Origin of the sequence: Mesorhizobium sp. C432A (assembly GCF_030323145.1) — a bacterium.
GTDB lineage: Bacteria > Pseudomonadota > Alphaproteobacteria > Rhizobiales > Rhizobiaceae > Mesorhizobium.
Map to the genome: position 1 here is coordinate 3,740,835 of NZ_CP100470.1, position 26,649 is coordinate 3,767,483.

At 60.7% G+C, this 26,649-nt stretch carries 28 protein-coding genes and 1 tRNA gene; 12 read left to right on the forward strand and 17 right to left on the reverse strand.

The features are described from left to right. Positions 1 to 8 precede the first annotated feature (8 nt). Both NLY33_RS18050 and NLY33_RS18055 read left to right on the forward strand, forming a co-directional pair. Positions 9 to 1,613, forward strand: coding sequence for a recombinase family protein (locus tag NLY33_RS18050; RefSeq protein ID WP_031196590.1), 1,605 nt, complete (start codon positions 9 to 11; stop codon positions 1,611 to 1,613). Then, positions 1,607 to 2,449, forward strand: a complete 843-nt coding sequence (locus NLY33_RS18055; protein WP_023709306.1) for a plasmid partitioning protein RepB C-terminal domain-containing protein — start codon at positions 1,607 to 1,609, stop codon at positions 2,447 to 2,449. Before NLY33_RS18050 ends, NLY33_RS18055 begins: the two co-directional genes overlap by 7 nt. Before the next feature lie 202 nt (positions 2,450 to 2,651). On the opposite strand, the gene NLY33_RS18060 is transcribed toward NLY33_RS18055, so the two are convergent. The 6 genes from NLY33_RS18060 to NLY33_RS18085 form a co-directional block, all read right to left on the reverse strand. Then, positions 2,652 to 3,344 (reverse strand): SOS response-associated peptidase, encoded by a 693-nt coding sequence (locus NLY33_RS18060; RefSeq protein ID WP_023708442.1) that lies wholly within the window; start codon positions 3,342 to 3,344, stop codon positions 2,652 to 2,654. A 240-nt stretch (positions 3,345 to 3,584) separates the two neighbouring features. Beyond that, a complete protein-coding gene (locus NLY33_RS18065; protein WP_245261147.1) occupies positions 3,585 to 4,418 on the reverse strand; it encodes a thermonuclease family protein in 834 nt (277 codons plus the stop codon). A gap of 187 nt (positions 4,419 to 4,605) precedes the next feature. Further along, on the reverse strand, positions 4,606 to 6,108 hold the full coding sequence (locus NLY33_RS18070; RefSeq protein ID WP_023708444.1) for a winged helix-turn-helix domain-containing tetratricopeptide repeat protein: 1,503 nt from the start codon (positions 6,106 to 6,108) through the stop codon (positions 4,606 to 4,608). Positions 6,109 to 6,215: 107 nt separating this feature from the next. Further along, positions 6,216 to 6,509, reverse strand: a complete 294-nt coding sequence (locus NLY33_RS18075) for a helix-turn-helix domain-containing protein (protein ID WP_084565855.1) — start codon at positions 6,507 to 6,509, stop codon at positions 6,216 to 6,218. A 391-nt stretch (positions 6,510 to 6,900) separates the two neighbouring features. Further along, a complete protein-coding gene (locus NLY33_RS18080; protein WP_023673385.1) occupies positions 6,901 to 7,104 on the reverse strand; it encodes a CsbD family protein in 204 nt (67 codons plus the stop codon). Between the two features lie 354 nt (positions 7,105 to 7,458). Further along, on the reverse strand, positions 7,459 to 7,686 hold the full coding sequence (locus tag NLY33_RS18085) for a hypothetical protein (RefSeq protein WP_023708447.1): 228 nt from the start codon (positions 7,684 to 7,686) through the stop codon (positions 7,459 to 7,461). An 84-nt stretch (positions 7,687 to 7,770) separates the two neighbouring features. Here NLY33_RS18085 and NLY33_RS18090 point away from each other — a divergent pair, with 84 nt between their 5' ends. After that, positions 7,771 to 8,631 (forward strand): ATP-dependent DNA ligase, encoded by an 861-nt coding sequence (locus tag NLY33_RS18090; RefSeq protein WP_023708448.1) that lies wholly within the window; start codon positions 7,771 to 7,773, stop codon positions 8,629 to 8,631. Positions 8,632 to 8,657: 26 nt separating this feature from the next. On the opposite strand, the gene NLY33_RS18095 is transcribed toward NLY33_RS18090, so the two are convergent. The 3 genes from NLY33_RS18095 to NLY33_RS18105 form a co-directional block, all read right to left on the reverse strand. Then, the gene (locus tag NLY33_RS18095; protein ID WP_156932613.1) at positions 8,658 to 9,038 is read right to left on the reverse strand and encodes a hypothetical protein; all 381 of its coding nucleotides are present in this window, start codon (positions 9,036 to 9,038) and stop codon (positions 8,658 to 8,660) included. Positions 9,039 to 9,167: 129 nt separating this feature from the next. Continuing rightward, positions 9,168 to 9,416, reverse strand: coding sequence for a hypothetical protein (locus tag NLY33_RS18100; protein ID WP_023708450.1), 249 nt, complete (start codon positions 9,414 to 9,416; stop codon positions 9,168 to 9,170). A 359-nt stretch (positions 9,417 to 9,775) separates the two neighbouring features. Beyond that, positions 9,776 to 9,928 carry a hypothetical protein gene (locus NLY33_RS18105; RefSeq protein WP_023708451.1) on the reverse strand — a complete coding sequence of 51 codons (153 nt, stop codon included), beginning with the start codon at positions 9,926 to 9,928 and terminating at the stop codon, positions 9,776 to 9,778. A gap of 476 nt (positions 9,929 to 10,404) precedes the next feature. On the opposite strand from NLY33_RS18105, the gene NLY33_RS18110 reads away from it, so the two are divergent. Continuing rightward, a complete protein-coding gene (locus NLY33_RS18110; RefSeq protein WP_023708453.1) occupies positions 10,405 to 10,674 on the forward strand; it encodes a hypothetical protein in 270 nt (89 codons plus the stop codon). A gap of 958 nt (positions 10,675 to 11,632) precedes the next feature. On the opposite strand, the gene NLY33_RS18115 is transcribed toward NLY33_RS18110, so the two are convergent. From NLY33_RS18115 to phaC, 4 genes are all read right to left on the reverse strand, one after another. Then, positions 11,633 to 12,115, reverse strand: a complete 483-nt coding sequence (locus NLY33_RS18115) for a hypothetical protein (RefSeq protein WP_023708455.1) — start codon at positions 12,113 to 12,115, stop codon at positions 11,633 to 11,635. Between the two features lie 448 nt (positions 12,116 to 12,563). Next, a tRNA-Glu gene (locus NLY33_RS18120) sits at positions 12,564 to 12,638 on the reverse strand. 324 nt (positions 12,639 to 12,962) lie between these two features. Continuing rightward, positions 12,963 to 14,084, reverse strand: coding sequence for a D-Ala-D-Ala carboxypeptidase family metallohydrolase (locus NLY33_RS18125; protein WP_245261149.1), 1,122 nt, complete (start codon positions 14,082 to 14,084; stop codon positions 12,963 to 12,965). A gap of 360 nt (positions 14,085 to 14,444) precedes the next feature. After that, a complete protein-coding gene (phaC, locus tag NLY33_RS18130; RefSeq protein ID WP_023708456.1) occupies positions 14,445 to 16,280 on the reverse strand; it encodes a class I poly(R)-hydroxyalkanoic acid synthase in 1,836 nt (611 codons plus the stop codon). A gap of 97 nt (positions 16,281 to 16,377) precedes the next feature. Here phaC and NLY33_RS18135 point away from each other — a divergent pair, with 97 nt between their 5' ends. The 4 genes from NLY33_RS18135 (at position 16,378) to recJ (ending at position 21,495) form a co-directional block, all read left to right on the forward strand. Further along, positions 16,378 to 16,788, forward strand: coding sequence for a hypothetical protein (locus NLY33_RS18135; RefSeq protein ID WP_023667627.1), 411 nt, complete (start codon positions 16,378 to 16,380; stop codon positions 16,786 to 16,788). Positions 16,789 to 16,878: 90 nt separating this feature from the next. Further along, entirely contained in the window at positions 16,879 to 18,096 is a 1,218-nt protein-coding gene (locus NLY33_RS18140; protein ID WP_023681615.1) for an LL-diaminopimelate aminotransferase, read from the forward strand. Positions 18,097 to 18,146: 50 nt separating this feature from the next. Next, on the forward strand, positions 18,147 to 19,460 hold the full coding sequence (locus NLY33_RS18145) for a homoserine dehydrogenase (protein ID WP_023707143.1): 1,314 nt from the start codon (positions 18,147 to 18,149) through the stop codon (positions 19,458 to 19,460). A 250-nt stretch (positions 19,461 to 19,710) separates the two neighbouring features. Then, a complete protein-coding gene (recJ, locus tag NLY33_RS18150; protein ID WP_023708457.1) occupies positions 19,711 to 21,495 on the forward strand; it encodes a single-stranded-DNA-specific exonuclease RecJ in 1,785 nt (594 codons plus the stop codon). 15 nt (positions 21,496 to 21,510) lie between these two features. Here recJ and NLY33_RS18155 read toward each other — a convergent pair whose 3' ends face one another. The 3 genes from NLY33_RS18155 to folE form a co-directional block, all read right to left on the reverse strand. Then, positions 21,511 to 22,482 (reverse strand): patatin family protein, encoded by a 972-nt coding sequence (locus tag NLY33_RS18155; protein WP_023667624.1) that lies wholly within the window; start codon positions 22,480 to 22,482, stop codon positions 21,511 to 21,513. Between the two features lie 84 nt (positions 22,483 to 22,566). Next, positions 22,567 to 23,025 (reverse strand): phosphoribosyl-AMP cyclohydrolase, encoded by a 459-nt coding sequence (gene hisI, locus NLY33_RS18160; protein WP_023707145.1) that lies wholly within the window; start codon positions 23,023 to 23,025, stop codon positions 22,567 to 22,569. A 35-nt stretch (positions 23,026 to 23,060) separates the two neighbouring features. Continuing rightward, the gene (gene folE / locus NLY33_RS18165) at positions 23,061 to 23,696 is read right to left on the reverse strand and encodes a GTP cyclohydrolase I FolE (RefSeq protein WP_023707146.1); all 636 of its coding nucleotides are present in this window, start codon (positions 23,694 to 23,696) and stop codon (positions 23,061 to 23,063) included. 241 nt (positions 23,697 to 23,937) lie between these two features. Here folE and NLY33_RS18170 point away from each other — a divergent pair, with 241 nt between their 5' ends. Together NLY33_RS18170 and tolA are read left to right on the forward strand one after the other, a co-directional pair. After that, positions 23,938 to 24,384 (forward strand): iron-sulfur cluster assembly scaffold protein, encoded by a 447-nt coding sequence (locus tag NLY33_RS18170; protein WP_023707147.1) that lies wholly within the window; start codon positions 23,938 to 23,940, stop codon positions 24,382 to 24,384. Between the two features lie 40 nt (positions 24,385 to 24,424). After that, positions 24,425 to 24,817, forward strand: coding sequence for a cell envelope integrity protein TolA (tolA, locus tag NLY33_RS18175; protein WP_155923149.1), 393 nt, complete (start codon positions 24,425 to 24,427; stop codon positions 24,815 to 24,817). A 27-nt stretch (positions 24,818 to 24,844) separates the two neighbouring features. On the opposite strand, the gene NLY33_RS18180 is transcribed toward tolA, so the two are convergent. After that, on the reverse strand, positions 24,845 to 25,762 hold the full coding sequence (locus tag NLY33_RS18180) for a LysR substrate-binding domain-containing protein (RefSeq protein WP_023707148.1): 918 nt from the start codon (positions 25,760 to 25,762) through the stop codon (positions 24,845 to 24,847). Between the two features lie 94 nt (positions 25,763 to 25,856). On the opposite strand from NLY33_RS18180, the gene NLY33_RS18185 reads away from it, so the two are divergent. Beyond that, on the forward strand, positions 25,857 to 26,015 hold the full coding sequence (locus tag NLY33_RS18185; RefSeq protein ID WP_023667618.1) for a hypothetical protein: 159 nt from the start codon (positions 25,857 to 25,859) through the stop codon (positions 26,013 to 26,015). Positions 26,016 to 26,138: 123 nt separating this feature from the next. Beyond that, the gene (yidD, locus tag NLY33_RS18190) at positions 26,139 to 26,507 is read left to right on the forward strand and encodes a membrane protein insertion efficiency factor YidD (protein WP_023707149.1); all 369 of its coding nucleotides are present in this window, start codon (positions 26,139 to 26,141) and stop codon (positions 26,505 to 26,507) included. The last annotated feature ends 142 nt before the right edge of the window (positions 26,508 to 26,649 follow it).

The following is a 26,649-nucleotide window of genomic DNA, read 5'->3' on the forward strand; positions in this document are numbered from 1 at the left end:
GGTTGGGCATGCCCCAGGCAGACATTGCCTGGGCAACGGTCGAGAGTGTGGGGAAAGTGCCAAAGTTAGATGGCGGGCACCAGACTGTGCCTAGAGTTCGCGCCGCGCAGTACGTGCGCATGTCGACGGAACACCAGACCTACTCGATCGACAACCAAGCGGATGCCATTCGCGACTATGCCGATATCATGGCTTACGACATTGTCGCCACTTACGAGGACCTCGGTCGCAGCGGTTTAAACCTTGGAGGGCGCCCCGGTCTTCAGAAGCTGTTGGCCGATGTCGAAAGTGGGCGAGCCGATTTTGAGACGGTTGTGGTCTATGATGTAAGCCGTTGGGGGCGTTTTCAGAACATTGATGAAAGCGCAGCCTACGAATACCGATGCCAGATGGCCGGCGTCCGTATCGAATTTTGCGCCGAGCAATTCGCAAACGACGGCAGCATCGGGTCAGACGTCCTCAAAGCAATCAAACGGAGCATGGCTGCCGAGCAGAGCAGAATGCTCTCGCAAAAAGTCTTTATCGGCCAGGCTAGGTTGATCCGGCTGGGCTTCCGGCAGGGCGGGAAGGCCGCCTTTGGCCTGCGGCGCCTGCTTGTCGATCAACACGGCCGCTCAAAAGGCATCCTTTCATCCCACGAATACAAGAGCCAGCAGACCGATCGAATAGTTCTGGTGCTCGGCCCGCCTGACGAGATTGCGACAGTGAAGTGGATCTTCAGTCACTTTGTCAGAACACGCAAGACAGAGCTGGAGATGGCAAGACTGCTCAACAAGCGCGGCGAGCTCAGCGATTTGGGGCGACCCTGGACGCGGGAATCCGTGCATTCGGTGCTGACCAACGAAAATTACATTGGCAACAGCGTCTGGAACAAGCATTCGGCCCGGCTGAGAAGCCATCAAGTCCGCAATCCCCCGGAACAGTGGGTGCGGGTGGAAAACGTCCTGGAGCCGATCGTCGACCGCAAACTGTTCGATCGGGCGCAGACCGTGCTCAAGACCATCTATCGCCACATGAGCAACGACGAGATGCTGGCCGCCCTTAGGGCACTTCTGGCTCGCCGTGGCGCCTTGTCGTTGGCCATGATCGACGCCGATCCCGGGTGCCCGCCGGCCCAACGCTACCAGTGGCGTTTTGGAACCATTGTCAAAGCCTATGAACTGATCGGATACGAGCCATCGAAAAACTACCGCTTCATCGGCGTGAACCGGCACCTGGAATCAATGAGGCTGCAGGTTATACAGGATCTTGTGGGCGCGATTGATAGGCAGGGCGGGGTTGCTGCCCATGACATGGCGATGGACCTCCTGCGGATAAACGAGGAGATCACGGTGGCGATTACAATGGGCCGATGCAGGGTTTCCGGCTTCGGCTATCCACGCTGGTTTTCGAAGGCCGATAAACGGCCGCTACCCGACATTTTCGTCCTGATCCGTATGAATCCCGGCGACCTGACCATTCGGGACTATTTGATTGCGCCTGCCCATGAGATCGCCGGTAAATCGGAACTGCATGCCATCAATGGGATACCGCTGGACAGCTATATTTTTCCCACGCTCGACCCCATTATCAGGTTGGCAGAGCGAGAGCCTGTCGGAGGCGTGGCTTGGTAGTCAAGCGCTTAGCCAAGGACGCCGCCTACCGTGCGTTGGAAAACGGTGGCGACAGACATGCGAGCAATATTGTTGCTGGCGCATTAGGGTCCAAGAAGAGGCTTCGTTCACACGAATTTTTGGCGACCTACGATACGGAATGCAAACGCATGCGCGATTTCGTCACGCAAGCGGCAAAGTCTGAACAGAGCCTGGACCGGATCGTCGCGGCGCTCCACCTGATGATGCGCGACAAGCAATTTTGCGCCACACTGGTGTCCGAGGGCCTCGGGACAATGCCAAGGCTACTGGCACATAGGGTGCGTGGCGCGACCGGCGAGCCGCAAATGTTCTGCCCTGCCGGAAAGCTCGCTTCCGAGACAGGCGAGAACCGGAAAGCCGTTAACGGGATTTGCCCTGATGTCCTCGACCTGCTTCGCGACGCGCCGGTGAAAACACAAACCTTCGGGTTGCTCCAGAAGGTGCTGCCAGCCAGGCAATTGGAGATTGCCCGGCTGATGGTGGCGATGGACCGGGTCAGGATCACCTACACGAGACTACTCGTCGCTCTGACACCTCAAGCCCTGCTGGCGGAGGGTTTTAATCTCTCAACTATCACCACACAGGCTGAAGACCAGCGCGGCGCGATGGTGCTCGATGTCGGCGCGCTAAGCCTTGCGGTTCTCAGCGCCGCGGAACAGCATGGTCAGGTCGGCCTGGAGCTTGTCGCAGCCAACCGCTTTTTCGACCGGATGATGGATAATTCCAAAGTGGTGCGGTATCTCGCCCGGAACTTTCCGGGGCATTTTGAAGAGTTTCACAGCTTCTCGATGCCATGCCTCGAACAGGGGCGCTAGATGGTCGGACGTCAACTCCTATAGAAACCGATCGCCGTCACCGGGATGCAAACAACAGAACCAATGTGACTTCTGTCCAGGCCTCGAAAAGCCAAACCCGCCGAGCTTGCCGCAGCCAGAATGCTCGCAAAGCGATTTTCGATCGGCTCTCGGCCGCGCGGGGCCGCTGTCATGCCTTCGGCAAGCCGTGTTAGTTCGTCGCTCATAACGGGTTGATCGGCCCGACTAGGCCGGGATGGTCGTTGGGCAATTTGTTGACGGCGCTCGTGTTCACCTCACGCCCAACGCGATTGAACTGCAACTGACCGTCGATGTCGTGGCTGAGAATTTCCTTGAGGCTGTCCTTGGGCGTCGCCGGGTCCAGCCAGGCGTCATAGTATGCCTGGTCGAGAATGAGAGGCTGTCGATCATGCAGCTGCTTCATCGGTTCTGCGGCAGGCTGTGTGACGATGGTGCAGCTGGTTATGTCGAGGTTGGAATTGTAAGCCCAAAGGCCGGCGAACGAGAAGGGCGCGTGGCCTGGCTGGTAGATGTGCCAAGGGTCTTTCTTTCCGTCAGCGGGTGAAACGGTCCATTCATAAAAACCATCGGCAGGGATCAGGCAGCGCTTTGACTTGAAGGCATCGCGGAAGGCGGGCGCCGTATCGATGCCCTCGATCCTCGCATTGAACATCGCCGCCTTGGGCATTTCCTTCGCCCAGAAAGGGACGAGCCACCGACGCCCTTCCCGGAGTCTGTGGCTGCCGTCTTCGCCAGCGGTGACGAATGGAACATCCTGTGTGGGCGCAATGTTGTAGCGCGGCTCGTCGTTGCGGCCGGTTTCCGCCGGCGCAGTCAGGCGGTAGAGCCGGTGGATTTCCGACCACGACAGATATTTGGTGTAGCGTCCGCACATGGCTCTGCCCCAGTTGCGCAGGAGTTCAGGCACGCTGAGCGGGCCAAGGTCGGAATTCTCCTATACTCGTGGCTGCGGCGCCAGACGCCGCGTATCTTGGCGGCGGTGACCGATTGATTGCCTTCGCCAGTACCCTTGCGGAAGGCTCTGGGCGACCGCAGAGTTCCCCTTGGTGTGCGCTGTGGAGCCAAAAAGGGCAAAGTCGACAACGATCATGCAATGTCCCCTCTCACTGCGGACTTAGCAAAGGCTCTCGCAAGGAATGCCGTCCTTGTCGCGGTCGAGCTTGCCGCCCCAAGAGCAGTTGGCCAAATACCAGTTCGCCTCGTTGCATGAGCTGATCTGGAGACAGGTTCGCCGTGGCTGACAAGAATAGCTCTGCGCCACCTGCCCATTACGGATGATGCCGAGTGGTTGTTTTGCTGACGGCCTGGTGGTGCCGTTCGCATGCTCTGCGCGCCAATCCCATGGCGCCTGAAACGCTCCAGCCCACAGACCGACCTTCGCCGCCTGGGCCTTCGCCTGCTGTCTTGCGTAGGCTCCGTGGCTGTAGCGCGGCCAATCTAGTGCCAAGCCCCGCTCGACAAGCCAGCTCTGGACGTTGCGACCGTCGGCGCGATCGCAATCCCCAACAAGCCGGCCGTACCGGTCTCGGTTAACAAAGCTGCAATGCAACGGACGCGATGCAGCCAGGAACTCCTCCAAGGCTTGAGCAGCATGGCGCCCGCAGGCGTATTCGAAGCCCTCAGCGTCGTCGCAATATTGCTTACTCTCGGGCGCATCGATGCCGTTGAAGCGGATGCGCTGTCCGTGGATCTCGATCGTGTCGCCGTCGATCACAGACGCGACACCGGCGATCGGCGCCGGCTTCGAGCCGAACCAATTCGATGCATTGATCTCTGGCAAACTTTCGCTGTGCTGGATGGCGGTTTGCGCGACCAGAGCGCCAGCCGCTACCGCAGTCACCAAAATCAGGCGCCGCGGCACATTCGCCCATCGGTGCGCACGGCTATGCTTGGCACCGGTTCGCTTTCGCCAGCGATCAGATCGATTGTCGTATCGGTATTTGTCCACGCCCTCATCCCCGCAGAGAGGATGCGACTGTTTCAACGAAGAGTCCAGAAGACGAGGCGCGCGGAATGCTAGCCCGGAAGCCGATGCGTGCCGACCCCCTCGACTTCGATCTCTGTTAAGGGGGTTCGATGACCTGTTGGGGTGCATTCGGCTGTCGGGCCTGACCGGCGCGCTCCCGAAGGTGCGTTCACGCGGGAAAACCGGCCTTTCTGAAGCCTGACGTGAAAAGCTCGAGGTCGACTTGGTGGGCGAACGGGAGACGTGAAATCAGCCGGATAGTCAGGTCGTGTTTCCTCATCAGTGCTTCCTGAACTTCAGCACGCGCCTTCTGCGTCTCGCCCAAATGAGCGTACGCCGCTGCGAGAAACGCATGAATGAAGAATTGGTCGCCGGCCTTCTGATACGAACCGACGGCCTCCGAGTACCTTCTTAGCAGGAAGAGGGAGCTGCCCTTCACCTCCCAGAACCATATTGGAGGTAACGGGTCGCGCAGCAGCGCAGATTCAAGCACGTTCAGCGCGCTCTCGGCCCGGCCGCCGTAGTTGAGCCAGCTTGCGTAGTCCCCCGCTATGTTCACGTCCAACGGGTTTAATGAGCGCGCTTGCTCGAAATGCACTCCCGCGTCGCTGTGCTGGCGCATGTGCGTAAGCACCAGGCCCATGCTCTGGTGACACACGCCATCGCTCCTGTCGAGAGCGAGCGCCGTTCGTGCCGAGTCCCAGGCGTTCTGTAGCGTCCGCGGATCGTTGTCGTACCAAAATCTGCCGACGAGCGCCTGCGCGAGGAAGGCGTGGCCTTGAGCGAACGTCGCATCGAGCTCGACACACCGGACGAATAGGGGCTCGGCCATGTCCAGTTCATACCGGTAGAACTGTGCGCGCCCCTGCAGGTAGCAGTCGTATGCATCCCAATCGGCCGGAGGCTTGCGTCTGGTCCTGCTCGTCGAATCGGCCTCCGCTTGGCCTTCGACCATCGAGGCGATGAGAGCCGCAACCTCGTCTTGCAATGCGAAGATGTCGTCGAGGGCCCTGTCGTACCGTTGGGCCCACAGGTGGGTACCGGTGGTAGCGTCAATCAACTGTGTGGTGATCCGAATGCGATCACCGAGCTTTCGTATGCTGCCTTCGACGAGGTAGCGAACTCCGAGTTTGCGATGGACTTCGGCAATGTCCAATGCCGGATAGCGAAACTGAAAAGATGAATTCCGCGCGATGACAAGGAGGGAGCGGAACCTGGCCAGCTCCGTAATTATGTCCTCGGTTATGCCATCGCTGAGATACTGCTGGTCCTGATCGCCGCTCAAATTGGCAAAAGGCAGGACCGCAATCGACGGCTTGCCGGACCCTGGTATCGGTCTGCGGGATGCGCTCGCCACCGGCTCGACAGTCCCGGTGAAGCGGTAGCCGACGCGAGGCACCGTGGCGATCCACTCGCCGCCGTTGTCAGCCGGACCGAGTGCCTTTCTCAGTGTCGCTATTTGGACCGTAAGGTTGCCTTCCTCAACGGAGGTTCCCGGCCAGGCAGCGTCCATCAGTTCGGCCTTGGTCAGGATCTCGCCGGGCCGGGCCGTAAGCGCAGCAAGCAGCGTCAGCCCACGATGCCCAACAACGATCGGGATCTGCTCTTTCAGGAGCGTCCCGATGTCGGGATCGAGTACGAACGGACCAAAAGCGATGCGTGTCCCCTGCATCTGGGCATATTAGACGTTCCGGCGGTTTTCGGAACAGTGTCGGCACCGCTTTAATCCCCGGGCCGCTTTCGAGGCCTATGCCCAGAACGCGGCCACCTGTCCATCGATCAGAAGATAGCGATCGGGGCGCTGGCCGCTGCGCGCGAATGTCCGGAGTGGCTGACCCGACTGCGCATTGGCCTGCGCCGCTGATCAGAGATGGCGAACCGCAGAACTGACCGGAGCAAGGCTGGCGCTAAAGCATTGATATTGTGGGGACGCGGTTTCCGGTATCCGTTCTCAAGATCGCTGATCACGATTTCGCTAAGATTGGCCTTGGCGGCAAGTCGCACACGCGACCAGTTCAGTAGGGCTCGTGCTGCTTTAGATTGATTTGCGGAGGGTACGGTTCGGCTGTCCATAGACAGTCGAACATTCAGTATCGCTAAAATGTTTCTCTTGACCTTCTGCGATTTCTCTAAAGGCGTGAGGCCTGCCTCTCGGATAACGCGGCGGGGTTTTCCAATAATTTTGCGGAACGCTGATCTGCACGCCGCAACGTCTTCTTTTTCGGCTTGGTCTTCTCACCAGATCTGGCCTTTTCGCTATCAGGTAGTCAGCCTTGTTCGTCCGATAGTCTTCTTTGTGGATGGACATTGCTAAGACCCCGATTGGAGATCAACGCGGCTGGAAGCCGACACGTTCCCGAAATCGCTTGTTCAAGGCCGAGCCGAACGGTCCACGGATGCGGAAAACGCGGAAAAGGCGCGGTTCGTGACGGCCCTTTATTTGAACAAGCTCAACTGTCGTATCCTACGAGTCTTGCCGACCATACCAGTCGTCGACGTCTCGCCGCACTCGATCCTTCTCAATGCCGTAGCGTTCCTGGATCGTACCTTCGAGCTGATCGCGGTTGCCGGCTATGCGGTCGAGATCATCATCAGTGAGCTTGCCCCATTGCTCTTTGACCTTACCTTTGAATTGCTTCCAATTTCCTTCGACGCGGTTCCAGTCCATGATGGCGATCTCCTTTCGTTGTCCTTTCGAATAACGGTCGTAGTGGCCGTCAGGTTCCGCTGCAGGTAAGCGCGCTTGCTGGTGATTTAGCAATGGAACCTAATGCCAGTCGCCCGCTTGTGTGCGCCGGCCCTTTCCGTTTTGGGAACACAGTGGGCCTTTTGCCGTTTGGTGCAATGGAACAGCTTCGCAGCCAGATGCAGGTATTGGCCGATCCGGGACTGTGGGTCGCCTTGGCGGCAGTGCTGATCCCTTATGGGATTGGTGTCGCACTGCTTCTCTGGGTAGCCGGTTGACGGACCTGCCGGCCGAAAGCTTTTGCGCATGGCAAAACAGCTGGTCGTCACGGGGTGTCTAGGACTTGATGCTTGGGGAAGGCGGTTTCATCATCACGCGCAATTGCATCTGGTCGATTGTTGCGACGATGGCAGCCGCCAGTGCCTCCGCCTCGTCCATGAGCCCCGGCCCATAGAGGCCATTCACCATCTCTTCGCTTGGCAGCACGCCGGGCGGGCAGTGGTCCTCGATTGTGCGCCGGATGAGCGTCAACGCTGCCCGGCATTCGGCGGCTTCGATCTTCATAACTCTTCAAACATGCAATTCGTCTAAAATGTTCCGGAACCGATTTCGGGGTCGCGGCTTGAATCGCCGGGTGTGGGTCAGTGCATGCGTTTGAAGTTCATCGAGCCGTTGATGCCGACCTTGGTGGAGAAGCCTCCCGAGGGCGATGGATGGACTCACGAGGTGAAGTTCGACGGCTACCGTTCCCAGATGATCATCGAAGAGGACGGCACGCGGATCTACACCCGACGTGGCCTCGACTGGACAACCAAATACCGCGACATAGTGGCCGCAAGCGCAGAGCTCGGAGCCGAGAGCGCAATCATAGACGGTGAGATCGTCGTGTTGAACGATGCCGGCCTTTCCGACTTCGCCGCGCTGCGCAAGGCGATCACACGCCGGCAGCACGACCTCTATTTCGTCGCCTTCGATCTCCTCCACCTCAACGGCCACGATTTGCGGGACATGGGCCTGCAGGAACGGCGTGAAATCCTCGAGAGCATGATCCCCGCCAACATTCGTATCCAATTCAGCCAGCCGCTGCCCGGAGACGCTAAAGCCATATTCCACTTGATCGACGAGGCCGGCCTTGAGGGTATGGTATCGAAGCGCCGCGACAGCAAATACCGCAGCGGCCGGTCGACCGCCTGGCTGAAGATCAAAAGCTACATGGTGGAGGAATACGACCTGCTCGGCGTGGAGCGAGAGCCGGGTAAGCCTGCGTTCGCCCTGATGGCTGATCGGACCACCGGGCAGTATGTCGGCTCAGCGTTCATCAACTCCAGCCGGGCAATTCGCGAACGGCTATGGAAGCGCGTCCAGGAGCACTCTGGGCCGGCGCCGAAGGGCATGAAGCGGCCGGCGACGCAATGGGTCAAGCCGGGGCTGATCGGCCGCGTGAAGCACCTGCGCGGCGAGGACGACCTTAGGCATGCCTCGCTGCAGGATTTCAGGGAGGAGACCTGACGCTTCGCGCTTCGCTCCAGAGCGTTTCAGTCTGGCGATATTGACGCGTTGGTCGTTGGAACCCCTGATCTCAGAAGGCCCTTGATCTTTGTTCCGTCGGGGCCAAAGTGTGCCAAACCCAAATCACACTGATACTTTGACGGCACAGGTTCGGGCACATTTAATACTGGTACTGCTAACGACATTTGTCCGTCGTTCCGAGCAATCGTAATCGAACTTACGTCGTCGGGTAGGCCGAGAGATTTGGCAAAAGCCATTGCCTTTTGAACGTCCAGCTCCAAACCGGGACATTTCTCTGCGTACCATAGCGCATAGAACAAATCCCCCTTGTTCAGGGTTGTCGCATTCGAAAAAGTTGCGGCACTCAGCGAGGCTAAAGACGCCACCAAAACGATACGCCAATTCATCGATTGCCGCTCCCCCCCGAGCCAGACGCCCACAATATTACTAAAGTTGCGGCTCGGCCAGAGGGAAGAAATGCTCGTGATTGTGGCATGACCGACAACACGCCTACGTGATTGATCGGAGCGACTCCCTTAGGTTGAAGGCTTCTCTCCAGGTACCGCCGGTCCTGTCATATTCCATTGGATGAATTCAGCCTTCTTTCCAGTAATCTGCACGATCGCCTCAAGAAGCGGTCCATGGACGCTGCGAAGGGCTTGGTAGTGTTCGCTGTGGTACGCCAGGAGCGGCCCGACGATGCTCTTGTGCAGCGCCTCGGCTGCCGCCAGGAAGCGTTCGATTTCAGCCCGGGAAAGTTGTTCGGAAGGTTTGGTTCTGGCCATTTGGCGATCTCCGTTTCGATGGGGTCGCCGCAACGAGGACTATAATCCTACATGCCAAGCCGTCTGACAAGCGCGTCGCTGGCCTTACCCCGAAGGAAGAGGTAGGGCCACGGCGCCAAGCGCAGCCATCAGGACCACCCGCAAAGATGAGCAACGGCAGGCCCGGCGACCTCCTTTGGACACACACACGGGCACGGAAAGAAGGGCGCCGAGCCTTACCCGGCGCTGCTTTGTGTGAGGGAGACGACGCCGGATGATATGAGAGTATGCGATCATGCTGATCTATGCGAACCATGCGAATGAAGGAAAGCCGTTTGGCAGCGGCAAGCCGCCCATAACTCCCAAGCTGAAAAGAGGCACTACGGCTTCGCCGGCAAGGCCAACACCAGAACCGCGAGCCCAGCCATCAGGAGGCACGCGGCCATACCCACCATGTCCTGCTGCCGGTAGCGCCAGACCGCGCTGGCGAGCATCAGGAGGGCGATGGCTGCTTTGTAGAGAGCTACTGCCAAAGCCTATCCAGAGACTGCAGCAGCACTGACAAGCCGGCCGCGACTGCTGCCCAACTCGCCCATTTACCCTGACGGCCTATGTCGGGCATCATGTCGTCAATGCTGTCTCTGATCGGAATCGTGGCCGCTCTGATGCCTAGCCTTGCGGCAACAACGCTCGTGGCAATTGAGAGGTACGGAACCAACATTTATCTTCTCCTTCAGAATTGCAGATCCCGCAACGCACTGCGAGCAACCAACCATGACGCTGCGGAAAATGCCGCGAAGTATGCAGCTCCGACAAAATTTCCGTTTGGAAAATTGAAAAATCGCAACCAGCGGGTTTGCGATCGCAGGGAATGCGATCACCACGCAAAACCAGAGCAAGAGCAACCTGCCAAACATGTCAAAACTCATGCCGGCAGAAACGGCAGATCCGCGCATCGGTCTGGCACCAGTCGGTCGAGAAGCGGCTCAATGATCTCCTAGACCGCGCCATGAGCCTAATAACGGCGCTGGATATGGAGGCCGATTGCGATCTGGAGGAAACGGCAGACGACGAGCCATCTCTGGGCTGGGCGCATAACGGCGGACAGTCATTCCTGTCCGGAACCGCTCCCAACCTGCCGGCCGGCGACACATGCGATCTAGAGCTAGACAGCGCCGACGACGAGGACGGCGCGGACGCGGAGCCATGCCCTGACACCTACGGCGAAACTGTGATGTGGGGCGAGGACCTGAAATGTCAGCTGCTGGTTTCGCTTTAATCCGCGCACGCCAAACTCTAGAAGCTGAGAGTTTGATTCGCCCGCTGCCGCACGAGGGTGGAGGGCTTTTATATTAGCAATGCATAAAATTCGAGAAGGTCCATGGCATGGTTGTTAGCAAACTCACTGCTATCGTGCCACCTAGTGTCGGTGGATGGGTTTGCAATGCGCGGGGCTGGATGGATCAAGGGCTTAAGGGAAGCTGAGGCTCGCGAACTGCGAAGCGATATCGATCGGCTCGAAATAGACTTGATCGCCGCAGCCAATTGTAAGGGTCAATCTAGGCTGCACGATGTCGCGAACACACTGCGATGCAAGAGAGTACGCTTGGAACGCCTGGAAGAGTTTCTCGGTTCAATGACGTCGAAAGGCCGGCCAGCGATATCCGCAACCCCGCCCAATGAAGGCCGGCGGTAAAAGGCGGCTTATAATTTCCGAAAGAGAACCCGCTGCCTCACGGTGGCGGGCATTTTTTATTGCTCAGCCCCTACGTCTCGACGCCGGCTGCGGAACGCAAACGTCGTGATGTCGTCACGGGAAATCCCGATGTCGCTGAGCATGTCGTCTGGTGATTCGCTCAACTCGTCCGTTGCCTTCAACAGCGCCTTCTGCTCGGCTCGATGACGGACCAATCGACAAGGGGACCAACTGCGACAAGAGGAAGATTCACTAGCATAGGAAGGTTCACAAGCATCGGACCACTCCCTTTACCGCTGCAGGAAACGACGTAGCCTACGCCGATACGTCGATGCGTCTGTGACAAACCTCACAGATCCGTACCGGGCAAAAACTGCCCGGCTGCCTGACGGTGGCGGGCTTTTAATGGTTTCTTGGAATCGCCCACATCGCCGCTCCGTTCTGGGCGAATGTCATCACTGCAAGTTCGTTCCGCGCTCGAATCTGGTTCCAGAGGCACATCGTCAACGAGCGATCAACTTCAGTCGCCCGATCCTTCATGTCATTGCCGTCGGATGCTGCGTGAGCGATATCCAAAAGGAACGATCGGATAATCGCCATACTCCAACATAGTCGGATAATTCAGATCCAGCCAAAAATAGAGCCCGTCTAAGTGGGCCTGCACGGAGCTGTTGGCCATTGCTTCAAGAGCCAACTTTCCAAGCTTCACCCTGTTGAAATAGACACTGAAATTTCGGCCGTACGCAGGCGAGTCCTGATGCAAGAGCCGCAGTTCTGAATGGGGCAACTCCTCAATGCGAAAGCCTCCCCATTTGAGCTTCATATTGAATCTGGTGCCAAAGTCGGCTGTCCTCGCAAATGCCTCTCGATCAGTATCCATGATCAGGGACGCAATCGCCCCGATCTCTATGCTGACCGGCTGCTGGTGGTTTGGCTCGATCGGAAAACCCGCTTCGATCTCCTCCTGAATCTCATCGGGAGACGTCGGCTGTTCGTAATCGTGCTTCTTGCCTCGGCCGAACATGCCAATTCCTTCCAGCCTCCTGTCGCGTTCTAGTCGCGCGGACCTGCCAATAGTCGCAGGAAAGGATTGGCACCGCAATTGGCACCGGACGGCGAGGGAAGGGCAGGGACTGGGTAGGACAGCGGGCCGATGGGGGCAAAGAAAAAGCCCGGAAAATCCGGCTATTCGGGACCGCTCAAGACAAGGCGGGATGGTCGTCACCACGTTTCAAGACCGTGCCCAATCCCGATGTTCACGGGAGTTGGAAGCAGATCGTCTGACAACAGTAGCCTTCGCGCGAGCCGACTACCGGGAGCGACCAAGAAATCTCATCAGCTGGGCTCCCGACCACGGCAATTTTCGGCAAAACGGACGGAATCAACACCCAGCGTCCGCCAATGTTCGCAGGCGTATATTCGACGGACATTCGACGTATCGGAAAAAAGGTAGGCTAAGTGCCTGAAATATCTGGTACGCCCAAGGGGAATCGAACCCCTGTTACCGCCGTGAAAGGGCGGTGTCCTAACCGCTAGACGATGGGCGCGCTCAGACGAAGCGGCTTATAATTGCGTTGTTGCCAACCGGCAACCCATCAGCCGCCAGATGCGGAAACTTTTTTCAAGAGGGGCGAAAACGGCCAGTTTGGTGAGCCAGCGCAGGTTTTCTGGCCTCGCGTCGTTGCACATCTTTGGACGAACGCGCCGCGCAGTCGTCATCCTCGCGTCTGCGCTGCGTCGCTGCGCTCCTTGCTTCGCCATAGGATGACGAAGTCGCGGGTGCCTCGGCTAATCTCGAACGTCGCTGATAGCTAATCGGAAAAAACGGCGGGCTGCTAACAGCCCCTCGGCCCGTTTGCCGAATGGGGATGCTACCCCCGCCGGCGGCAGCGCCAATTCCAGTCGCGCTCGGGGCCGACGTCGACGTGAACGGATTCGGTATGGCAGTAGGTGCCGACGCCGCCGCGGCCGGGCATGGTTCGGATGTAGCTCGCCAGTTCCCATTTGGAGACGCCGGGAACCTGGATGTCGGCGGCGGCGCAATACATGTGCAGCGAATTCTTGGCGCCGTTGGCGCGCCGGTTGCGGGCCGGGTCGCGGTAGCCTGATGTGACCATCATCTTGCGGCCGTAATGGCCTTCGATGGTCTTCAGCACACGCACCAGCGACGGCTTCAGGCAGGCGACGTCGACGCTCTCGTTTTGCTTCAACAGGCCATTGGGCGCCAGCCGGGCGAGGCCGGCGGCGGAGGCCACCTGATAGGCGCCGCCCGAACCCTCGTCCTCGTTCAGGTCGACGTCGCTTTCGTCGTCGAGGCCGGATTTGCGCTTGATCTCGAACAGCGCCGTCTGGCGCACGCCGGGCAAGGCATCGCTGCCGGTGATGTGGTTGCTCTCGTTGCCAAGCGAGGCAAGCTGCAAGGGCTTGTCGGCGGAATTGGCTGACGCTAGCGTGATGATCGGCTTTGCCGGGACGGCCTTCTGGGAAGCAACCGCAGGCTGTTCGCCCGAGCGCGAGTTGACCAGCGGAGCAGGTGCCGCGGAGGCTGGCGTGGTGCTGAACAGTGAGGCCAGGAAGCCCTTCTTCGGCGTGTCGATCTGCTGGGGCGCGGCGGTCACGTAGACCTCGTTGGTCGCGGGTGCCGCTGCCGTCGCTTTCGGTGCGGTCACGCCGGCATCGGCGGCGGCGATCTTCTGCGCCACGGCGTCCGTTGCGGCCGCGGTCTGTGCTGACTGCTGCAGCGACTGCGGCGTCTGGCCGACAATGGTTTCGGAGCCGGCGGGAACATTGACCGGGAAGCCGGTGCCGGGCTTGGCCACCGGCACATAGGCGACCTGCTCGGGCAGTGTCGCATCGCCCGCTGCCGTCATCATCATCTGCGGCCCGGTGGATGTGACCTGCACGGTCGAATCGCCCGGCGCCGCAGGGCTGGCGCCGGAAGCCGCGGAGATGTCAGAAGCGGTCGCGTTGTAGCCAGGCATGCCGACGGACATTGTGGGGTCGCCAGCGGAGGTGCAGGACGCCAGAAGCACGGAGAAAAGCGCTGCCGCTATAGTGCGACCTTCTCTCCCCGCGAGACGCGATCCTACTGATTTCAAAACTAAATTCCCCCTCGGTGTCCGGTCGGCCTGCTATTGGTGCGGCGTCGAAACGTTCACATCCAATAACCTTGTGTTCCCAAACCGGAAACGAGACTTGTGTCAATTCTGCAAGCCTCTGAATTATTTGCTCGTTGGAGGCCAATTGAGGCTTCTTGAAGGTTGACGATACCATTTCGCCCCGTTTTGCCGGCTCGTCAACTCACCAGACATTACATTCCGTTACACACAGGCACCTGCAAAAGGTGCCGGCCGTTACACACGCACCTTCACATAGGTGCCGGGGGCATCACCCAGGGTTTTCATGTGCTTGCCCGGTTTGCGGGCCGGAACGAGGGTGTCGTCCTGGGTCTCGATCCAGTGCTGCCAATGCGTCCACCAGGAGCCGGGATGCTCCACCGCGGAGGCGAGCCACTGGTCAAAATCGCCTGTCGGTTTGCCGCCGGTCCAGTACTGGTATTTCTTGGCTGCCGGCGGGTTGACGACACCGGCAATGTGGCCGGAACCAGCCATCACAAACTCGACCTCACCGCCGAAATATTGCGAGCCGAGAAACACGGAAAGGGCCGGCGCGATGTGATCTTCCTTCGACGCCAGGTTGTAAACCGGGATGGTGACGTCGGCCAGCGACAAAGTGCGGCCGGCGAGTTCCATCACGCCACGCGTCAGATTGTTCTCGAGATAACAGTTGCGCAGGTAGAAGGAGTGGTTGGCGGCCGCCATGCGGGTGGAATCGGCGTTCCAGTAGAGCAGGTCGAAGGGAAGGGGATCCTTGCCGCGCATGTAATTGTTGATGACATAAGGCCAGATCAGGTCGCCCGAGCGCAGCATGTTGAAGGCGGTCGCCATCTTGGTGCCGTCGAGGTAGCCCTTTTCGTTCATCGATTTCTCGACCGCTGCCACCTGGTCCTCGTCGACGAAGACTTTCAGGTCGCCGGCATGGGTGAAGTCGACCTGCGTGGTGAAGAAGGTCGCCGATTTGATGCGGTTGTCGCCTTCCTGTGCCAGCAGTGCGAGTGCGGCCGCCAGCAGCGTGCCGCCGACGCAATAGCCGATGGCGTTGACCTCTTTCTCGCCGGTCGCCTTCTCGATCGTGTCGAGGCCGTATTGCAGGCCTTCCCGTATGTAAGCTTCCCAGCCCTTGGCGCCGTGCCGCTCGTCGGGATTGATCCAGGAGATGACGAACACGGTATGGCCTTGCTCGATCGCCCAGCGGATGAAGGACTTTTGCGGGTTGAGATCGAGGATGTAGAACTTGTTGATCCAGGGCGGGCAGATCAGCAGCGGGCGCTTGAGCACCGTCTCCGTCGTCGGATCGTACTGGATGATTTCGGCGACATCGCTGCGCCCGACCACCTTGCCGGGAGATGTCGCGACGTTCTTGCCGATCTCGAAGGGCGAATAGTCAGCTTGTCTCAGCTTCAGGTCGCCCTTGCCGGCGGCGATGTCTTCGGCCAGCATCTTCATGCCGCGCACCAGGTTTTCGCCATTCGAGGCAACGGTTTCTCGAAACAGCTCCGGATTGGTCAGGATGAAGTTCGACGGCGAGATGGCATTGGACACCTGCTTGACGTAGAAGCTGGCCTTATGGCGGGTGTGATCGTCGAGGCCTTCGGCGTGCTCGACCAGGTCGGCCGCCCAGCGCGAGGTGACGAGATAGGCCTGTTTGAGGAAATCGAAGAAAGCGTTGCGACCCCATTCGGGGTCTTGAAAACGCTTGTCGCCGCGCTCGGGCTTGACCGCATCTTCGGGCGCCTCGGCATTCGGGCTAACCTTCTGGATGGCGTTGCCCCAGACCGTCATGTAGCCGGCGAACAGTCGCGTCTGCGCTTCCAGCGCGCGTTGCGGGTCGGCCAGCCAATATTCGCTGAGCTTGGAAAAGGTTTTTACCATGTCGACCACGGGTTCGGCGACATGATCGCGCACCTCGCCCTTTTCGCGCGGCTCGGCCCAGGCGGAGGCGGCTTTGCCGGCCTGCTCGACCATACGCGCCATGTTCAACGCGAAGCGTTCCGGGTCTTTCACCAGATATTGCTCGACGGTCGAAGATTGATCATCTTCCGCTTTGCTCGAATCAGGTGTTTTGGACATGGCTCGCGGGGTTCCTCCCGAGGCGTTTTCTTGACATATTATCATGGGACATCTGACCGGGTCCAATGCGCTGTACCCCGGCTGCCAGGAAAACAATATGACGATTAACACCGGCGAGACCATTTTTTCGGGGGCAGGCCGCTTTTGCCGCATCGCGGTTGCAATCGCCTGTCTGGCGCCAGGGCTGCTGGCGGCAAGTGGCTGCACGAGCGCCAACACCGGCAACGGGATGAATGTCGGCCTGACCCAGGGCGCGCAGGACACCGGCTCTTATCCCAATCTCAACATCCCACCGCAGGTGGCGGCAAAGCAACTCACCCCTGAGGAGACGCAGGCCAAGCTTGCCCAGTTGAAGGGCGAACAGCAGGGGCAAGTGGCCAAGGGCGGCGGCGGTGCCCCGTCCACCAGCCCGGCGGCGCTGAATTCGCTGGCGAAGAACCATGGCAAGGACACGCTGAAGCAGATCGAAGCCAAATGCGATCCCGCCCTCGACCCTACCTGCAAATAAGGCTATATCGCGCGCCGAAAGCGGTCTTTGCCAAGGGCGCCTAGCCAAGCCAACTGTGCTAAAGCCAATCTTAAATCGTCTGGAACTGACATGGAAGAATTTCACAAGGTCCGCCGGCTTCCGCCCTACGTGTTCGAGCAGGTCAACCGGCTGAAGGCCAGCGCCCGTTCGCGCGGCGCTGACATTATCGACCTTGGCATGGGCAATCCCGACCTGCCGACTCCGAAGGCGATCGTCGACAAATTGTGCGAAGTGGTGCGCGATCCGCGCACGCATCGCTATTCCTCCTCGCGCGGCATCCCAGGTCTGCGCCGCGCCCAGGCTGCCTATTATCAGCGCCGTTTCGGCGTGAAGCTCAATCCCGACACGCAGGTGGTGGCGACGCTCGGTTCGAAGGAAGGCTTCGCCAATATGGCGCAGGCGATCACCGCGCCGGGCGACGTGATCCTGTGCCCCAACCCGACCTATCCGATCCATGCTTTCGGCTTCATCATGTCGGGCGGCGTCATCCGTTCGCTGCAGGTCGAGCCGGATGACGGCTTCATCCCGGCGCTCGAGCGCGGTGTCCGTCATTCGATCCCGAAGCCACTGGCATTGATCCTCAACTATCCGTCGAACCCGACGGCGCTGGTCGCCTCGCTCGATTTCTACAAGGACGTGGTCGCCTTCGCCAAGAAGAACGACATCATCATCCTGTCGGACCTTGCCTATTCGGAGATCTATTTCGACGGCAATCCGCCGCCTTCGGTGCTGCAAGTGCCGGGCGCCATCGATGTCTGCGTCGAGTTCACCTCGATGTCGAAGACCTTCTCCATGCCCGGCTGGCGCATGGGCTTTGCCGTCGGCAATGAGCGGCTGATCTCGGCGTTGACGCGGGTGAAGTCCTATCTCGACTACGGCGCCTTCACGCCGATCCAGGTGGCGGCGGCGCATGCGCTGAATGGCGACGGCGCCGACATCGCCGAAGTGCGCGAGGTCTATTTGAAGCGCCGCGACGTCATGGTCGACGCCTTCAGCCGCGCCGGCTGGACCATTCCGGCACCGGCTGCCTCGATGTTCGCCTGGGCGCCGATCCCGGAGCCGTTCAAGCATCTCGGCTCGCTTGAGTTTTCCAAGCTCCTGATCGAGCACGCCGACGTGGCGGTGGCGCCGGGCATCGGCTTTGGCGAGCATGGCGACGATCATGTTCGCATCGCGCTGGTCGAGAACGAGCACCGGATCCGGCAGGCGGCGCGCAACATCAAGCGCTTCCTGGCGTCCAGCGCCAAGCAGCCGAACAATGTGGTGCCGCTCGCCGCGCATCGCTAAAGTCGCCGCACATCTTATTCGAGTAGATTTTTTGAGGGGCGTCGCCGGGCATGGCTGAAGCGTTGCGTGTTGGAATTGCCGGTCTGGGTACTGTCGGTGCCTCGGTGGCGCGCGTGCTGCGCGACAAGGCAGCGGAACTGACGCGCCAGTGCGGACGCGATGTCATCGTCGCGGCCGTTTCCGCGCGTGATCCCAAGCGCGACCGTGGCGTCGACCTCAGCGCCGCCAAATGGTTCGACGATCCGATCAAGATGGCGCAGGCCGCCGATATCGACGTCTTCGTCGAACTGATCGGCGGCGATGAGGGGGCAGCGCGCGCGTCGGTCAAGGCAGCACTTGAAGCCGGACGTCATGTCGTCACCGCCAACAAGGCGCTGTTGGCCAAGCACGGCGTGGCGCTTGCCGAAATCGCCGAGAAGAAGGGCGTGCTGCTCAACTACGAGGCGGCAGTTGCCGGCGGCATCCCGGTCATCAAGACGATGCGCGAGGCGATGGCCGGCAATTCGGTCACCCGCGTCTTCGGCATCCTCAACGGCACCTGCAACTACATCCTGACCCGCATGGAGGCCGAGGGCATCTCCTTCGACGAGTGCCTGAAGGACGCGCAACGGCTGGGTTATGCAGAGGCCGACCCGACCTTCGATATCGAGGGCCATGATACGGCGCATAAATTGTCGATCCTGACCAGCCTGGCCTTCGGCACCAGGATCGCCGCCAACGACATCTACATGGAAGGCATTTCCAATATCAGCCAGGCCGATATCCGCGCCGCGGGCGACCTTGGCTACCGGATAAAATTGCTCGGCGTCGCCCAACGCACCGACAGCGGCATCGAGCAGCGCGTGCACCCGACCATGGTGCCGACCGCGTCGGTGATCGCACAGGTGCATGGCGTTACCAATGCGGTGGCCATCGAAACCGACATTTTGGGCGAACTGCTGCTCTCCGGCCCGGGCGCCGGCGGCAACGCCACCGCGTCCGCCGTGGTCGGCGATATCGCCGACATCGCAAAGAGCCGGCCGGGCTTCCAGCACGGTCCGGTGTTCGGCCTGCCGGCCAAGGAACTGCGCCCCTACAAGAAGGCGCAGATGCGCAGCCATGCCGGCGGCTATTTCATCCGGCTGACCGTGCACGACCGCATCGGCGTCTTCGCCGCGATCGCCAAGCGCATGGCGGACAATGATATTTCGCTGGAATCGATCGTCCAGCATGCCGTCAGCGGCGAGACGGACGCGCAAAAGACGGTGATCCTGGTCACCCACGAGACGACGGAAGCAGCGGTGCGCAAGGCTGTCGACGGCATCACCAAGGACGGCCACCTCACAGACAAGCCGCAGGTTATCCGCATCGAGCGTGCGGGCTAGGCCAAGTCATTTTTCTCCTTTAACCGATTGATGCTGCTGCTGAAAAGTGGTTCAGACGCCATAATGCTCTATCTCTTTGATTTGGAGCCGGATTGAGATTTCAGGTCGAACCCACCAATCATCATCGGGCTCTGGCGGAGGCGTGACCCGCGAGATCAAGGCGCGTCACCAGGATGTGGAAAAGTTTTGAGACTTTCCTGTTTAGCCGTCGCATATTGCCGGAAATGACAATCTATAGATTAAGCCTCCTATGACGGGCGACAAACGCTTCTTCCTCGATGTCAGGCAGTCGGCGACCGGTGTTTCCTGGGAACACCGGTTGAGCGAGCGGCAGGACATGACTGCGCTCGCCATAGCGCAGGGCCACGGCGTGCCCGACATTGTGGCGCGCGTGCTCGCCGGGCGCGGCGTCACCGCGGACCAGGCCGAGCGCTTCCTCGATCCGACGATCCGCAATCTGTTGCCGGATCCGGCTTCGCTGACCGACATGGGCAAGGCTGCGACCCGCATCGCCGAAGCGGTCATGGCCAAGGAGAAGGTGGCAATCTTCGGCGACTACGATGTCGACGGCGCCGCCTCTTCGGCGTTGCTCAAACGCTTCCTGACGCATTTCTTGGTGCCTTCGGAGATCTACATTCCCGACCGCATCTTCGAGGGCTACGGCCCCAATCCGGAGGCTATGCGCGAACTGGTCTCGCGCGGCGCGACGCTGATCGTCACCGTCGATTGCGGCACCAACAGCGCTGTCTCCATTGATGCCGCCAAGGCCGCAGGCGCCGATGTGGTGGTGCTCGACCACCATCAGGTCGGCGGCCCGCTGCCGGAGGCGACCGCGGTCGTCAATCCCAATCGCGAGGACGACCTTTCCGGGCAAGGCCATCTGTGCGCCGCCGGTGTCGTCTTCCTCACTCTGGTGCAGACGGCGAGGGTCCTGCGCAGCCGATTGCCCGACGCAGCGCCACCGGACCTGTTGTCGTTGCTCGACTTGGCGGCGCTGGCCACGGTTTGCGATGTGGTGCCGCTCATCGGCGTGAACCGCGCTTTCGTCGTCAAGGGACTACAGATGGCGCGGCAGCAGAAGAATGAGGGGCTCGCCGCACTTGCGCGGGTGTCCCGCATCGGCGAGCCGATAAGCACCTTTCATCTCGCCTATCTGATTGGGCCGCGCATCAATGCCGGCGGCCGCATCGGCGATGCAGCACTTGGCAGCCGGCTGCTCGCCACCGACGATCCGGTTGAGGCCGGGACCATTGCCGAGACACTCGACCGGCTCAACCAGGAACGCCAGCAGATGGAGCTGGAGATGCTGGCAGCGGCGCGCGCCGAGGCTGACGCCGAACTTGCCGGCGGCAACGGGCCGGCCATCATCGTCACCGCCAGCACCAATTGGCATCCCGGCATTGTCGGCTTGATCGCCTCGCGGCTGAAGGACCATGCGCGGCGGCCGGCCTTCGCCATCGCCTTCAACGCCAATGGCATCGGCACCGGCTCTGGCCGTTCGGTGTCGGGCTTCGATCTCGGACGGCTGGTGCGCGCAGCCGCCGATGCCGGGCTGATCGTCAAGGGCGGCGGCCACGGCATGGCCGCCGGCATCACGGTGGAACGCGCCAAGCTCGGCGAACTCCGTGCTTTCTTCGAGGAGCGCGCGGCGACCGAAGTGTTCCGGCTGCAGGACGAAGAAAGTCTGGCCGTCGACGGCGCGCTCGCCGCCGAGGGCGCGACGATTGCTTTGCTCGATGCATTGGAAAAGGCTGGGCCTTTCGGCGCCGGCCATGTCGCGCCGGTGTTCGCGCTGCCGCGCCATCGGCTGGCCGACGCGCGGGCCGTCGGCACCAACCACATCCGGGCTGATCTGCAGTCGGAAAGCGGCGGCCGCATCCAGGGCATCGCCTTTCGATCCGTCGATACCACGCTGGGCGAATTCCTGTTCAAGAACAGGGGCAACACGATCCATGTAGCCGGCTCGCTGTCGGGGAATTATTGGAACGGCAACCGCACGGTGCAGTTCCGCATCACCGATGCAGCCAAAGCCTGACATTGCCGAATTGGTTTAAGCGAGAACCGTCTGCAGCCGCTTCAACTCGCTGATCTGCGCCATCGTCGCCTGGTAACCGACGCTGATCGCCTCATCCGCGCGGTGGAATTCGGTCAAGCCGATATGGCTGAGTTTCGGTTGGAGCGACATGTCGGGCGGATCGCCCGCCAGCCTTGCGCGTGAAATCCGGTCCTGGATGATGTTGAAGGCTTCGACCATGACGCCGGTGATGCCGAGACGGCTCTGGTGCGGCTGGTGGTCGGGGCTGGCCTGGCCTGGCCGGGGCGCGTCCTTCTCGATGAGCAGTTCGCCGGCGCTGTGCTTGATGACGGCGGCGCGGCCGAACAGATCGTAGTGAAGGTTGACCGCGACGACCAGCGGCTGCTCGTAGGCGCGGCAGACCGAAACCGGAACCGGGTTGACCAGCGCGCCGTCGACCAGAATGCGGCCGTTGCAATTCACCGGTTCGAACACGCCGGGCAGCGCATAGGAAGCCCGCATCGCGGTGATCAGCGAACCGCTGGACAGCCAGATCTCATGGCCGGTGCGAATTTCGGCGCCAACGGCGACGAAGGGTTTCGTCAGATCCTCGAAGCGGATGCCTGCCATGTGCTCGCGCAGCCTGACGTCCAGTTTCATGCCGCCGAACAGGCCGCTGCCGCGCAGATTGAGATCGAGCAGGCCGAAGATGCGCCGCTTGGTCAGGCTGCGGGCGAACTCCTCGAGTTCGTCCAGCTTGCCGGCGAGATAGCAGCCGCCAACCAGCGCGCCGATCGAGGTGCCGGCGATCATCGAGACTTCGATGCCGGCTTCGTCGAGCGCGCGCAGCACGCCAATGTGCGCCCAGCCGCGTGCGCAGCCGCCGCCCAGCGCGAGCGAAATGCCTGTCTTGCCCGCGGGTTGCGGGTCAGGCACGCCGCCGGACGATGAGGGGCCATTGGCCTCCCGCACGTCCGGTCTGCTACGCAATGACGCCCACTCGAGCATCATGATCTCCCTTGTCCCGCGTCCGTTCTACAGGAAGGACGTTTGAGAATAGTGAATATGAGTGGTTTGCGACTGTTGAATGGTTCACGCGGGCTTCCGATACGTTTTTTCCGCATCGAACAGCGGCGTGCTGCCATCGTCGGCAAGCGTTGCCTTGCCGCCGATTAGCCCCACCGTCCGATAAAAACATGAACGCCGGCCGGTGTGACAAGTTGCGTCGTGGCCCAACACTTTGACGCGCAACCATATGGCGTCCTGGTCACAATCCGTGAGCATCTCGACGACGGTCTGAAAATTGCCTGATGTTTCGCCCTTCTTCCACAGCGTGCTGCGCGAGCGCGACCAGTAGTGCGCGATGCCGGTTTCGAGCGTCAGCGCCAGCGCCTCGGCATTCATATGCGCGACCATCAGCAGCATACCGTCAGCGGCGTCGGTGACGACGACGGTGACCAGCCCGGCGCCATCGAAGCGCGGGGAAAACACCGCGCCTTCTTCGAGAGCCTTCTTGTCCGATGGAGCCTTGGGAAATGTTAGTGCCGACATCGCCGGTCCTTGATCTAGCGATGCCGGCGAGGGGCTTACGCCCCGAGGCCGCGCACCATGGTGATGAAACGGACCTGTTCCTCGGGCGTGTCCTTGAACACGCCGGTGAAGGTCGAGGTCAGCGTGGTGGAGCCCTGCTTGCGGATGCCGCGCATGGCCATGCACATATGCTCGGCCTCGATCATGACGGCGACACCGCGCGGATTGAGCACGTCCTGGATGACGCCGGCGATCTGTGCGGTCATGGCCTCCTGGGTCTGCAGGCGATGGGCGAAGATATCGACCACACGGGCAATCTTGGAAAGGCCGACGACCTTGCCGTCCGGGAGGTAGCCGACATGCGCCTTGCCGATGATCGGCACCATGTGGTGCTCGCAATGCGAGTGGAACTGGATGTCCCTGACGATGACGAGATCGTCATAGCCGGCGACTTCCTCGAAGGTGCGGCCGAGCTCTTCGGCCGGGCACATGTCATAGCCGTTGAACATTTCGAGAAAGGCCTTGGTGACGCGCTTGGGCGTGTCGATCAGGCCCTCGCGGTCCGGATTGTCGCCGGTCCAGCGCAACAGCGTGCGCACGGCGGCCTCGACCTCGGCTTCGCTCGGCCTGTCGGTGACCGGCTTGTCCAGATAGTCGGAAGGGGGCATGATTTTCTTGATGACGGCATCCATAAAGGCGTCTCCCGTAGTTCCTCTCTCAGGAGGAACGAGTTGAACGGACCACGACCTTTCGGGTGCTGAAAACTCGCCCGGTTTCCAGCCCGCAAGCGGCGTGAACGAAATGGGCAAGGACGGCGGCTTTGCGTTGCCTTGTCGATACCCGACTGCCAGCATTATATATGGTCGTGCGCAGCGAATGAAAGACGCCACAGCGGCAATCGCTGTTCGCTTGGCGGCGACGGATTGGAAAAATATGATTGACGACGTCTACAATGCGAAAATTCTGGGTTTTGCCGGAAACATCGCCCGCATAGGCCGGCTCGATCATCCGGATGCGAGTGCCAAGGCTCATTCCAAATTGTGCGGCTCGACGGTAACCGTCGACCTCAAGATGGACAATGGCGTCGTCACCGATTTCGCGCATGACGTGAAGGCCTGCGCCCTCGGCCAAGCCTCGTCCTCGATCATGGCTCAACATGTCATCGGCGCCAGCGCCGACGAATTGCGGGCGGTGCGCGACACCATGCTGAAGATGCTCAAGGAAAATGGCGCGCCGCCGCAAGGCCGCTTTGCCGATCTGAGATATCTGGAGCCGGTGCGCGACTACAAGGCGCGCCATGCCTCGACCATGCTGACCTTCGATGCGGTCGTCGATGCCATCGGTCAGATCGAGAAGAAACGCGCAGAAGAAGCAGCGTGACATAGCGCGGGCTTCGCGCAGGACATGACGGAGGAAGTGTTTGCATTGGTTGATGGTGGCTTCGGGCCTTGTGGTTTCGCTGGTCACGAGTGGCTATGCTGCCGGCGCAGAAAACGCCTCGCAGCAGAAGGCTGCCGCCTACCTCGCTGACAAGCTGGCTGGCTGCTGGATTATCCCCGTCGGCGACGAACTTGTGGCCACACGCGTCAAAATCAGCTTTAACCGGGATGGTTCGCTGGCGGCGCCGCCGAAGGTACTCAATCTTGCAACAGAACCACAGGGCAAGAAGTTCGATGACAGCGCAGTTCGGGCGATTACCCGTTGTGCGCCCTTCATTGGCCTTGCCATTTATGCCGATAGCTACCAGGCTTGGCGCGAGACGACGGTCAATTTCGACGGCCGAGTGATGTCATCCGGCGCGCAGCAGAAATAGAACCGAGGGCTTAAGAAGCACGACGGCTTAGGTCTGCTGTTCCTGCGCCCGTCTGCTTTCGGCAAATTCGCTTCTCACCCAGTTGGCAAAGGCCTTGGCCGGTTCGGGCAAATCCTTCAAACTCCTGGCCACCAGCCAGTAGGCGCCGGATGCGACGTCGATGTCGAACGGCTTGATCAGCGCGCCGGACGCAATCTCCTCGCCGATCTGCAAGAGGTCGCCCAGCGCCACGCCGTGGCCGAGCAGGGCCGCCTGCTTCGACAGCGACACATCCGCCAGCATAGGGCCGCGCGCCGGAATGGCGTCGGCGGCGACGCCAGCGGCCTCGAACCAGCGCGCCCAGCCCTGACGATTTTCCTCGTGCAACAGCGTGTAGCGGGCAAGGTCGAGCGGCTTTTCGAGGGCAGGGCCCGATCCCAGCAAGGCCGGCGACAGGACCGGTGAATCGACGGTCGAGGCTAGCCATTCGGCCTCGCTGCGCGGCCATGAGGTGGCGCGCGCGCTGAAGCGCAAGGCGAGTTCGGGCTGATCGCTGCGGAACTCGATCGGCCTTGGGTCGACTTCGAGGGAAACGTCGATATCGGGCCGCAACTGGCTGAAGCGGTTGAGCCGCGGCAACAGCCATACCGAGGCCAGCGACGGCTCGACGCTGACGCGGACCACCGACTGCGCCGGAACAGCCACCAGGTCCGAAAGCAGCCTGTCGATGTCATCGAAACTCCTGACCAGCTGATCGAGCAGGCGCTGGCCGGCCTCGGTCAACTCGACGCGGCGGTGATGACGGTGGAACAAGGGCTGGTGCAGGAACTGCTCGAGTTCGCGGATCTGCCGACTGATGGCGGCCTGCGAGACGAACAGCTCCTCGGCGGCCCGGCTAAAGCTCAATTGCCGGCCGGCTGCCTCGAAACTTCGCAACGCCGTCAGGGGCAACCGTCCGCGCTTCATTTCGCATAACCCGAAGTTATCCGAACCGGAAATTATACTCGTTTGAAGGCGAAGGCCAGCGGGCGTCTAATCCGCTCTTGGAGGAGACACGGACATGATCCAGTTTCTGGAAATCTTTGGCGATGTGATGCGGATCGCGACGTTTCAATGGCGTGGCGACAGGCAGCATCATGTGCAGCGCACCGAGCAAAGGCCGGCCACCCGCTGGGCGGCTCCAGCGGAGCGGCATCCCTTTCGCCGCTCGCGACCCTGAAGCCGACAAAGAGGCGAGTGAGTGAAGAGGATTGCGTTTGCCGGCCGAAGCTCACATCTATCGGTTTGGAAACGCAAGCTGACCCGGAAGCCGGTTTCGGGTCGCGTTCGGAAAGAGACTGCGGTGGGCGACCAGCATCGGCATGTGCATGCCGCCGGACGGACCCGGCGCGGGCGCAACTGGCCCGGTCCCTGGCGCAAAACACCCGGCCGCATTTTCGGCACGTCGCTGGTGCGCCTCTATCAACTGACGCTGTCCGGATTTGTCGGCAATTCCTGCCGGCATCTGCCGACCTGTTCCGAATACGCGCATGAGGCGATTGCCCGCCATGGGTTTTGGGCCGGCGGCTGGATGGGGCTGTTCCGGGTGCTGCGCTGCGGGCCGTTCGGAACGCACGGCATCGACCGCGTGCCGGAGGTGCTCGATCAGCGCTATGTCTGGTTCATGCCTTGGCGTTATTGGCAGATCGGCAGGAAGCGCGGCGAGGCCTGACGGCGGACGCGCTGGGTCCCTGATATAGATCGCCAGGGCGGCATTTCTTTACGATCCGGTAGGGTTAACAACGGCCTGCACAAAGACTGCGCATTTGAGTCAAAATCGAGCCAAGACACTTCGCTAAGCGCCTCCTGTTCAT

What these genes read in the sequence shown, in the direction of transcription:
- NLY33_RS18110 (WP_023708453.1), top strand. Translation starts at nt 10,405, where the DNA reads ATGAGCCTAATAACGGCGCTGGATATGGAGGCCGATTGCGATCTGGAG.
- NLY33_RS18085 (WP_023708447.1), bottom strand. Translation starts at nt 7,686, where the DNA reads ATGAAGATCGAAGCCGCCGAATGCCGGGCAGCGTTGACGCTCATCCGG.
- NLY33_RS18145 (WP_023707143.1), top strand. Translation starts at nt 18,147, where the DNA reads ATGGCTGAAGCGTTGCGTGTTGGAATTGCCGGTCTGGGTACTGTCGGT.
- NLY33_RS18060 (WP_023708442.1), bottom strand. Translation starts at nt 3,344, where the DNA reads ATGTGCGGACGCTACACCAAATATCTGTCGTGGTCGGAAATCCACCGG.
- NLY33_RS18090 (WP_023708448.1), top strand. Translation starts at nt 7,771, where the DNA reads ATGCGTTTGAAGTTCATCGAGCCGTTGATGCCGACCTTGGTGGAGAAG.
- NLY33_RS18180 (WP_023707148.1), bottom strand. Translation starts at nt 25,762, where the DNA reads ATGAAGCGCGGACGGTTGCCCCTGACGGCGTTGCGAAGTTTCGAGGCA.
- NLY33_RS18155 (WP_023667624.1), bottom strand. Translation starts at nt 22,482, where the DNA reads ATGCTCGAGTGGGCGTCATTGCGTAGCAGACCGGACGTGCGGGAGGCC.
- NLY33_RS18115 (WP_023708455.1), bottom strand. Translation starts at nt 12,115, where the DNA reads ATGTTCGGCCGAGGCAAGAAGCACGATTACGAACAGCCGACGTCTCCC.
- folE (WP_023707146.1), bottom strand. Translation starts at nt 23,696, where the DNA reads ATGGATGCCGTCATCAAGAAAATCATGCCCCCTTCCGACTATCTGGAC.
- NLY33_RS18070 (WP_023708444.1), bottom strand. Translation starts at nt 6,108, where the DNA reads ATGCAGGGGACACGCATCGCTTTTGGTCCGTTCGTACTCGATCCCGAC.
- NLY33_RS18170 (WP_023707147.1), top strand. Translation starts at nt 23,938, where the DNA reads ATGATTGACGACGTCTACAATGCGAAAATTCTGGGTTTTGCCGGAAAC.
- NLY33_RS18095 (WP_156932613.1), bottom strand. Translation starts at nt 9,038, where the DNA reads ATGAATTGGCGTATCGTTTTGGTGGCGTCTTTAGCCTCGCTGAGTGCC.
- recJ (WP_023708457.1), top strand. Translation starts at nt 19,711, where the DNA reads ATGACGGGCGACAAACGCTTCTTCCTCGATGTCAGGCAGTCGGCGACC.
- NLY33_RS18075 (WP_084565855.1), bottom strand. Translation starts at nt 6,509, where the DNA reads ATGGACAGCCGAACCGTACCCTCCGCAAATCAATCTAAAGCAGCACGA.
- phaC (WP_023708456.1), bottom strand. Translation starts at nt 16,280, where the DNA reads ATGTCCAAAACACCTGATTCGAGCAAAGCGGAAGATGATCAATCTTCG.
- NLY33_RS18135 (WP_023667627.1), top strand. Translation starts at nt 16,378, where the DNA reads ATGACGATTAACACCGGCGAGACCATTTTTTCGGGGGCAGGCCGCTTT.
- hisI (WP_023707145.1), bottom strand. Translation starts at nt 23,025, where the DNA reads ATGTCGGCACTAACATTTCCCAAGGCTCCATCGGACAAGAAGGCTCTC.
- NLY33_RS18140 (WP_023681615.1), top strand. Translation starts at nt 16,879, where the DNA reads ATGGAAGAATTTCACAAGGTCCGCCGGCTTCCGCCCTACGTGTTCGAG.
- NLY33_RS18185 (WP_023667618.1), top strand. Translation starts at nt 25,857, where the DNA reads ATGATCCAGTTTCTGGAAATCTTTGGCGATGTGATGCGGATCGCGACG.
- NLY33_RS18080 (WP_023673385.1), bottom strand. Translation starts at nt 7,104, where the DNA reads ATGGACTGGAACCGCGTCGAAGGAAATTGGAAGCAATTCAAAGGTAAG.
- NLY33_RS18125 (WP_245261149.1), bottom strand. Translation starts at nt 14,084, where the DNA reads ATGTCCGTCGGCATGCCTGGCTACAACGCGACCGCTTCTGACATCTCC.
- NLY33_RS18050 (WP_031196590.1), top strand. Translation starts at nt 9, where the DNA reads ATGCCCCAGGCAGACATTGCCTGGGCAACGGTCGAGAGTGTGGGGAAA.
- NLY33_RS18100 (WP_023708450.1), bottom strand. Translation starts at nt 9,416, where the DNA reads ATGGCCAGAACCAAACCTTCCGAACAACTTTCCCGGGCTGAAATCGAA.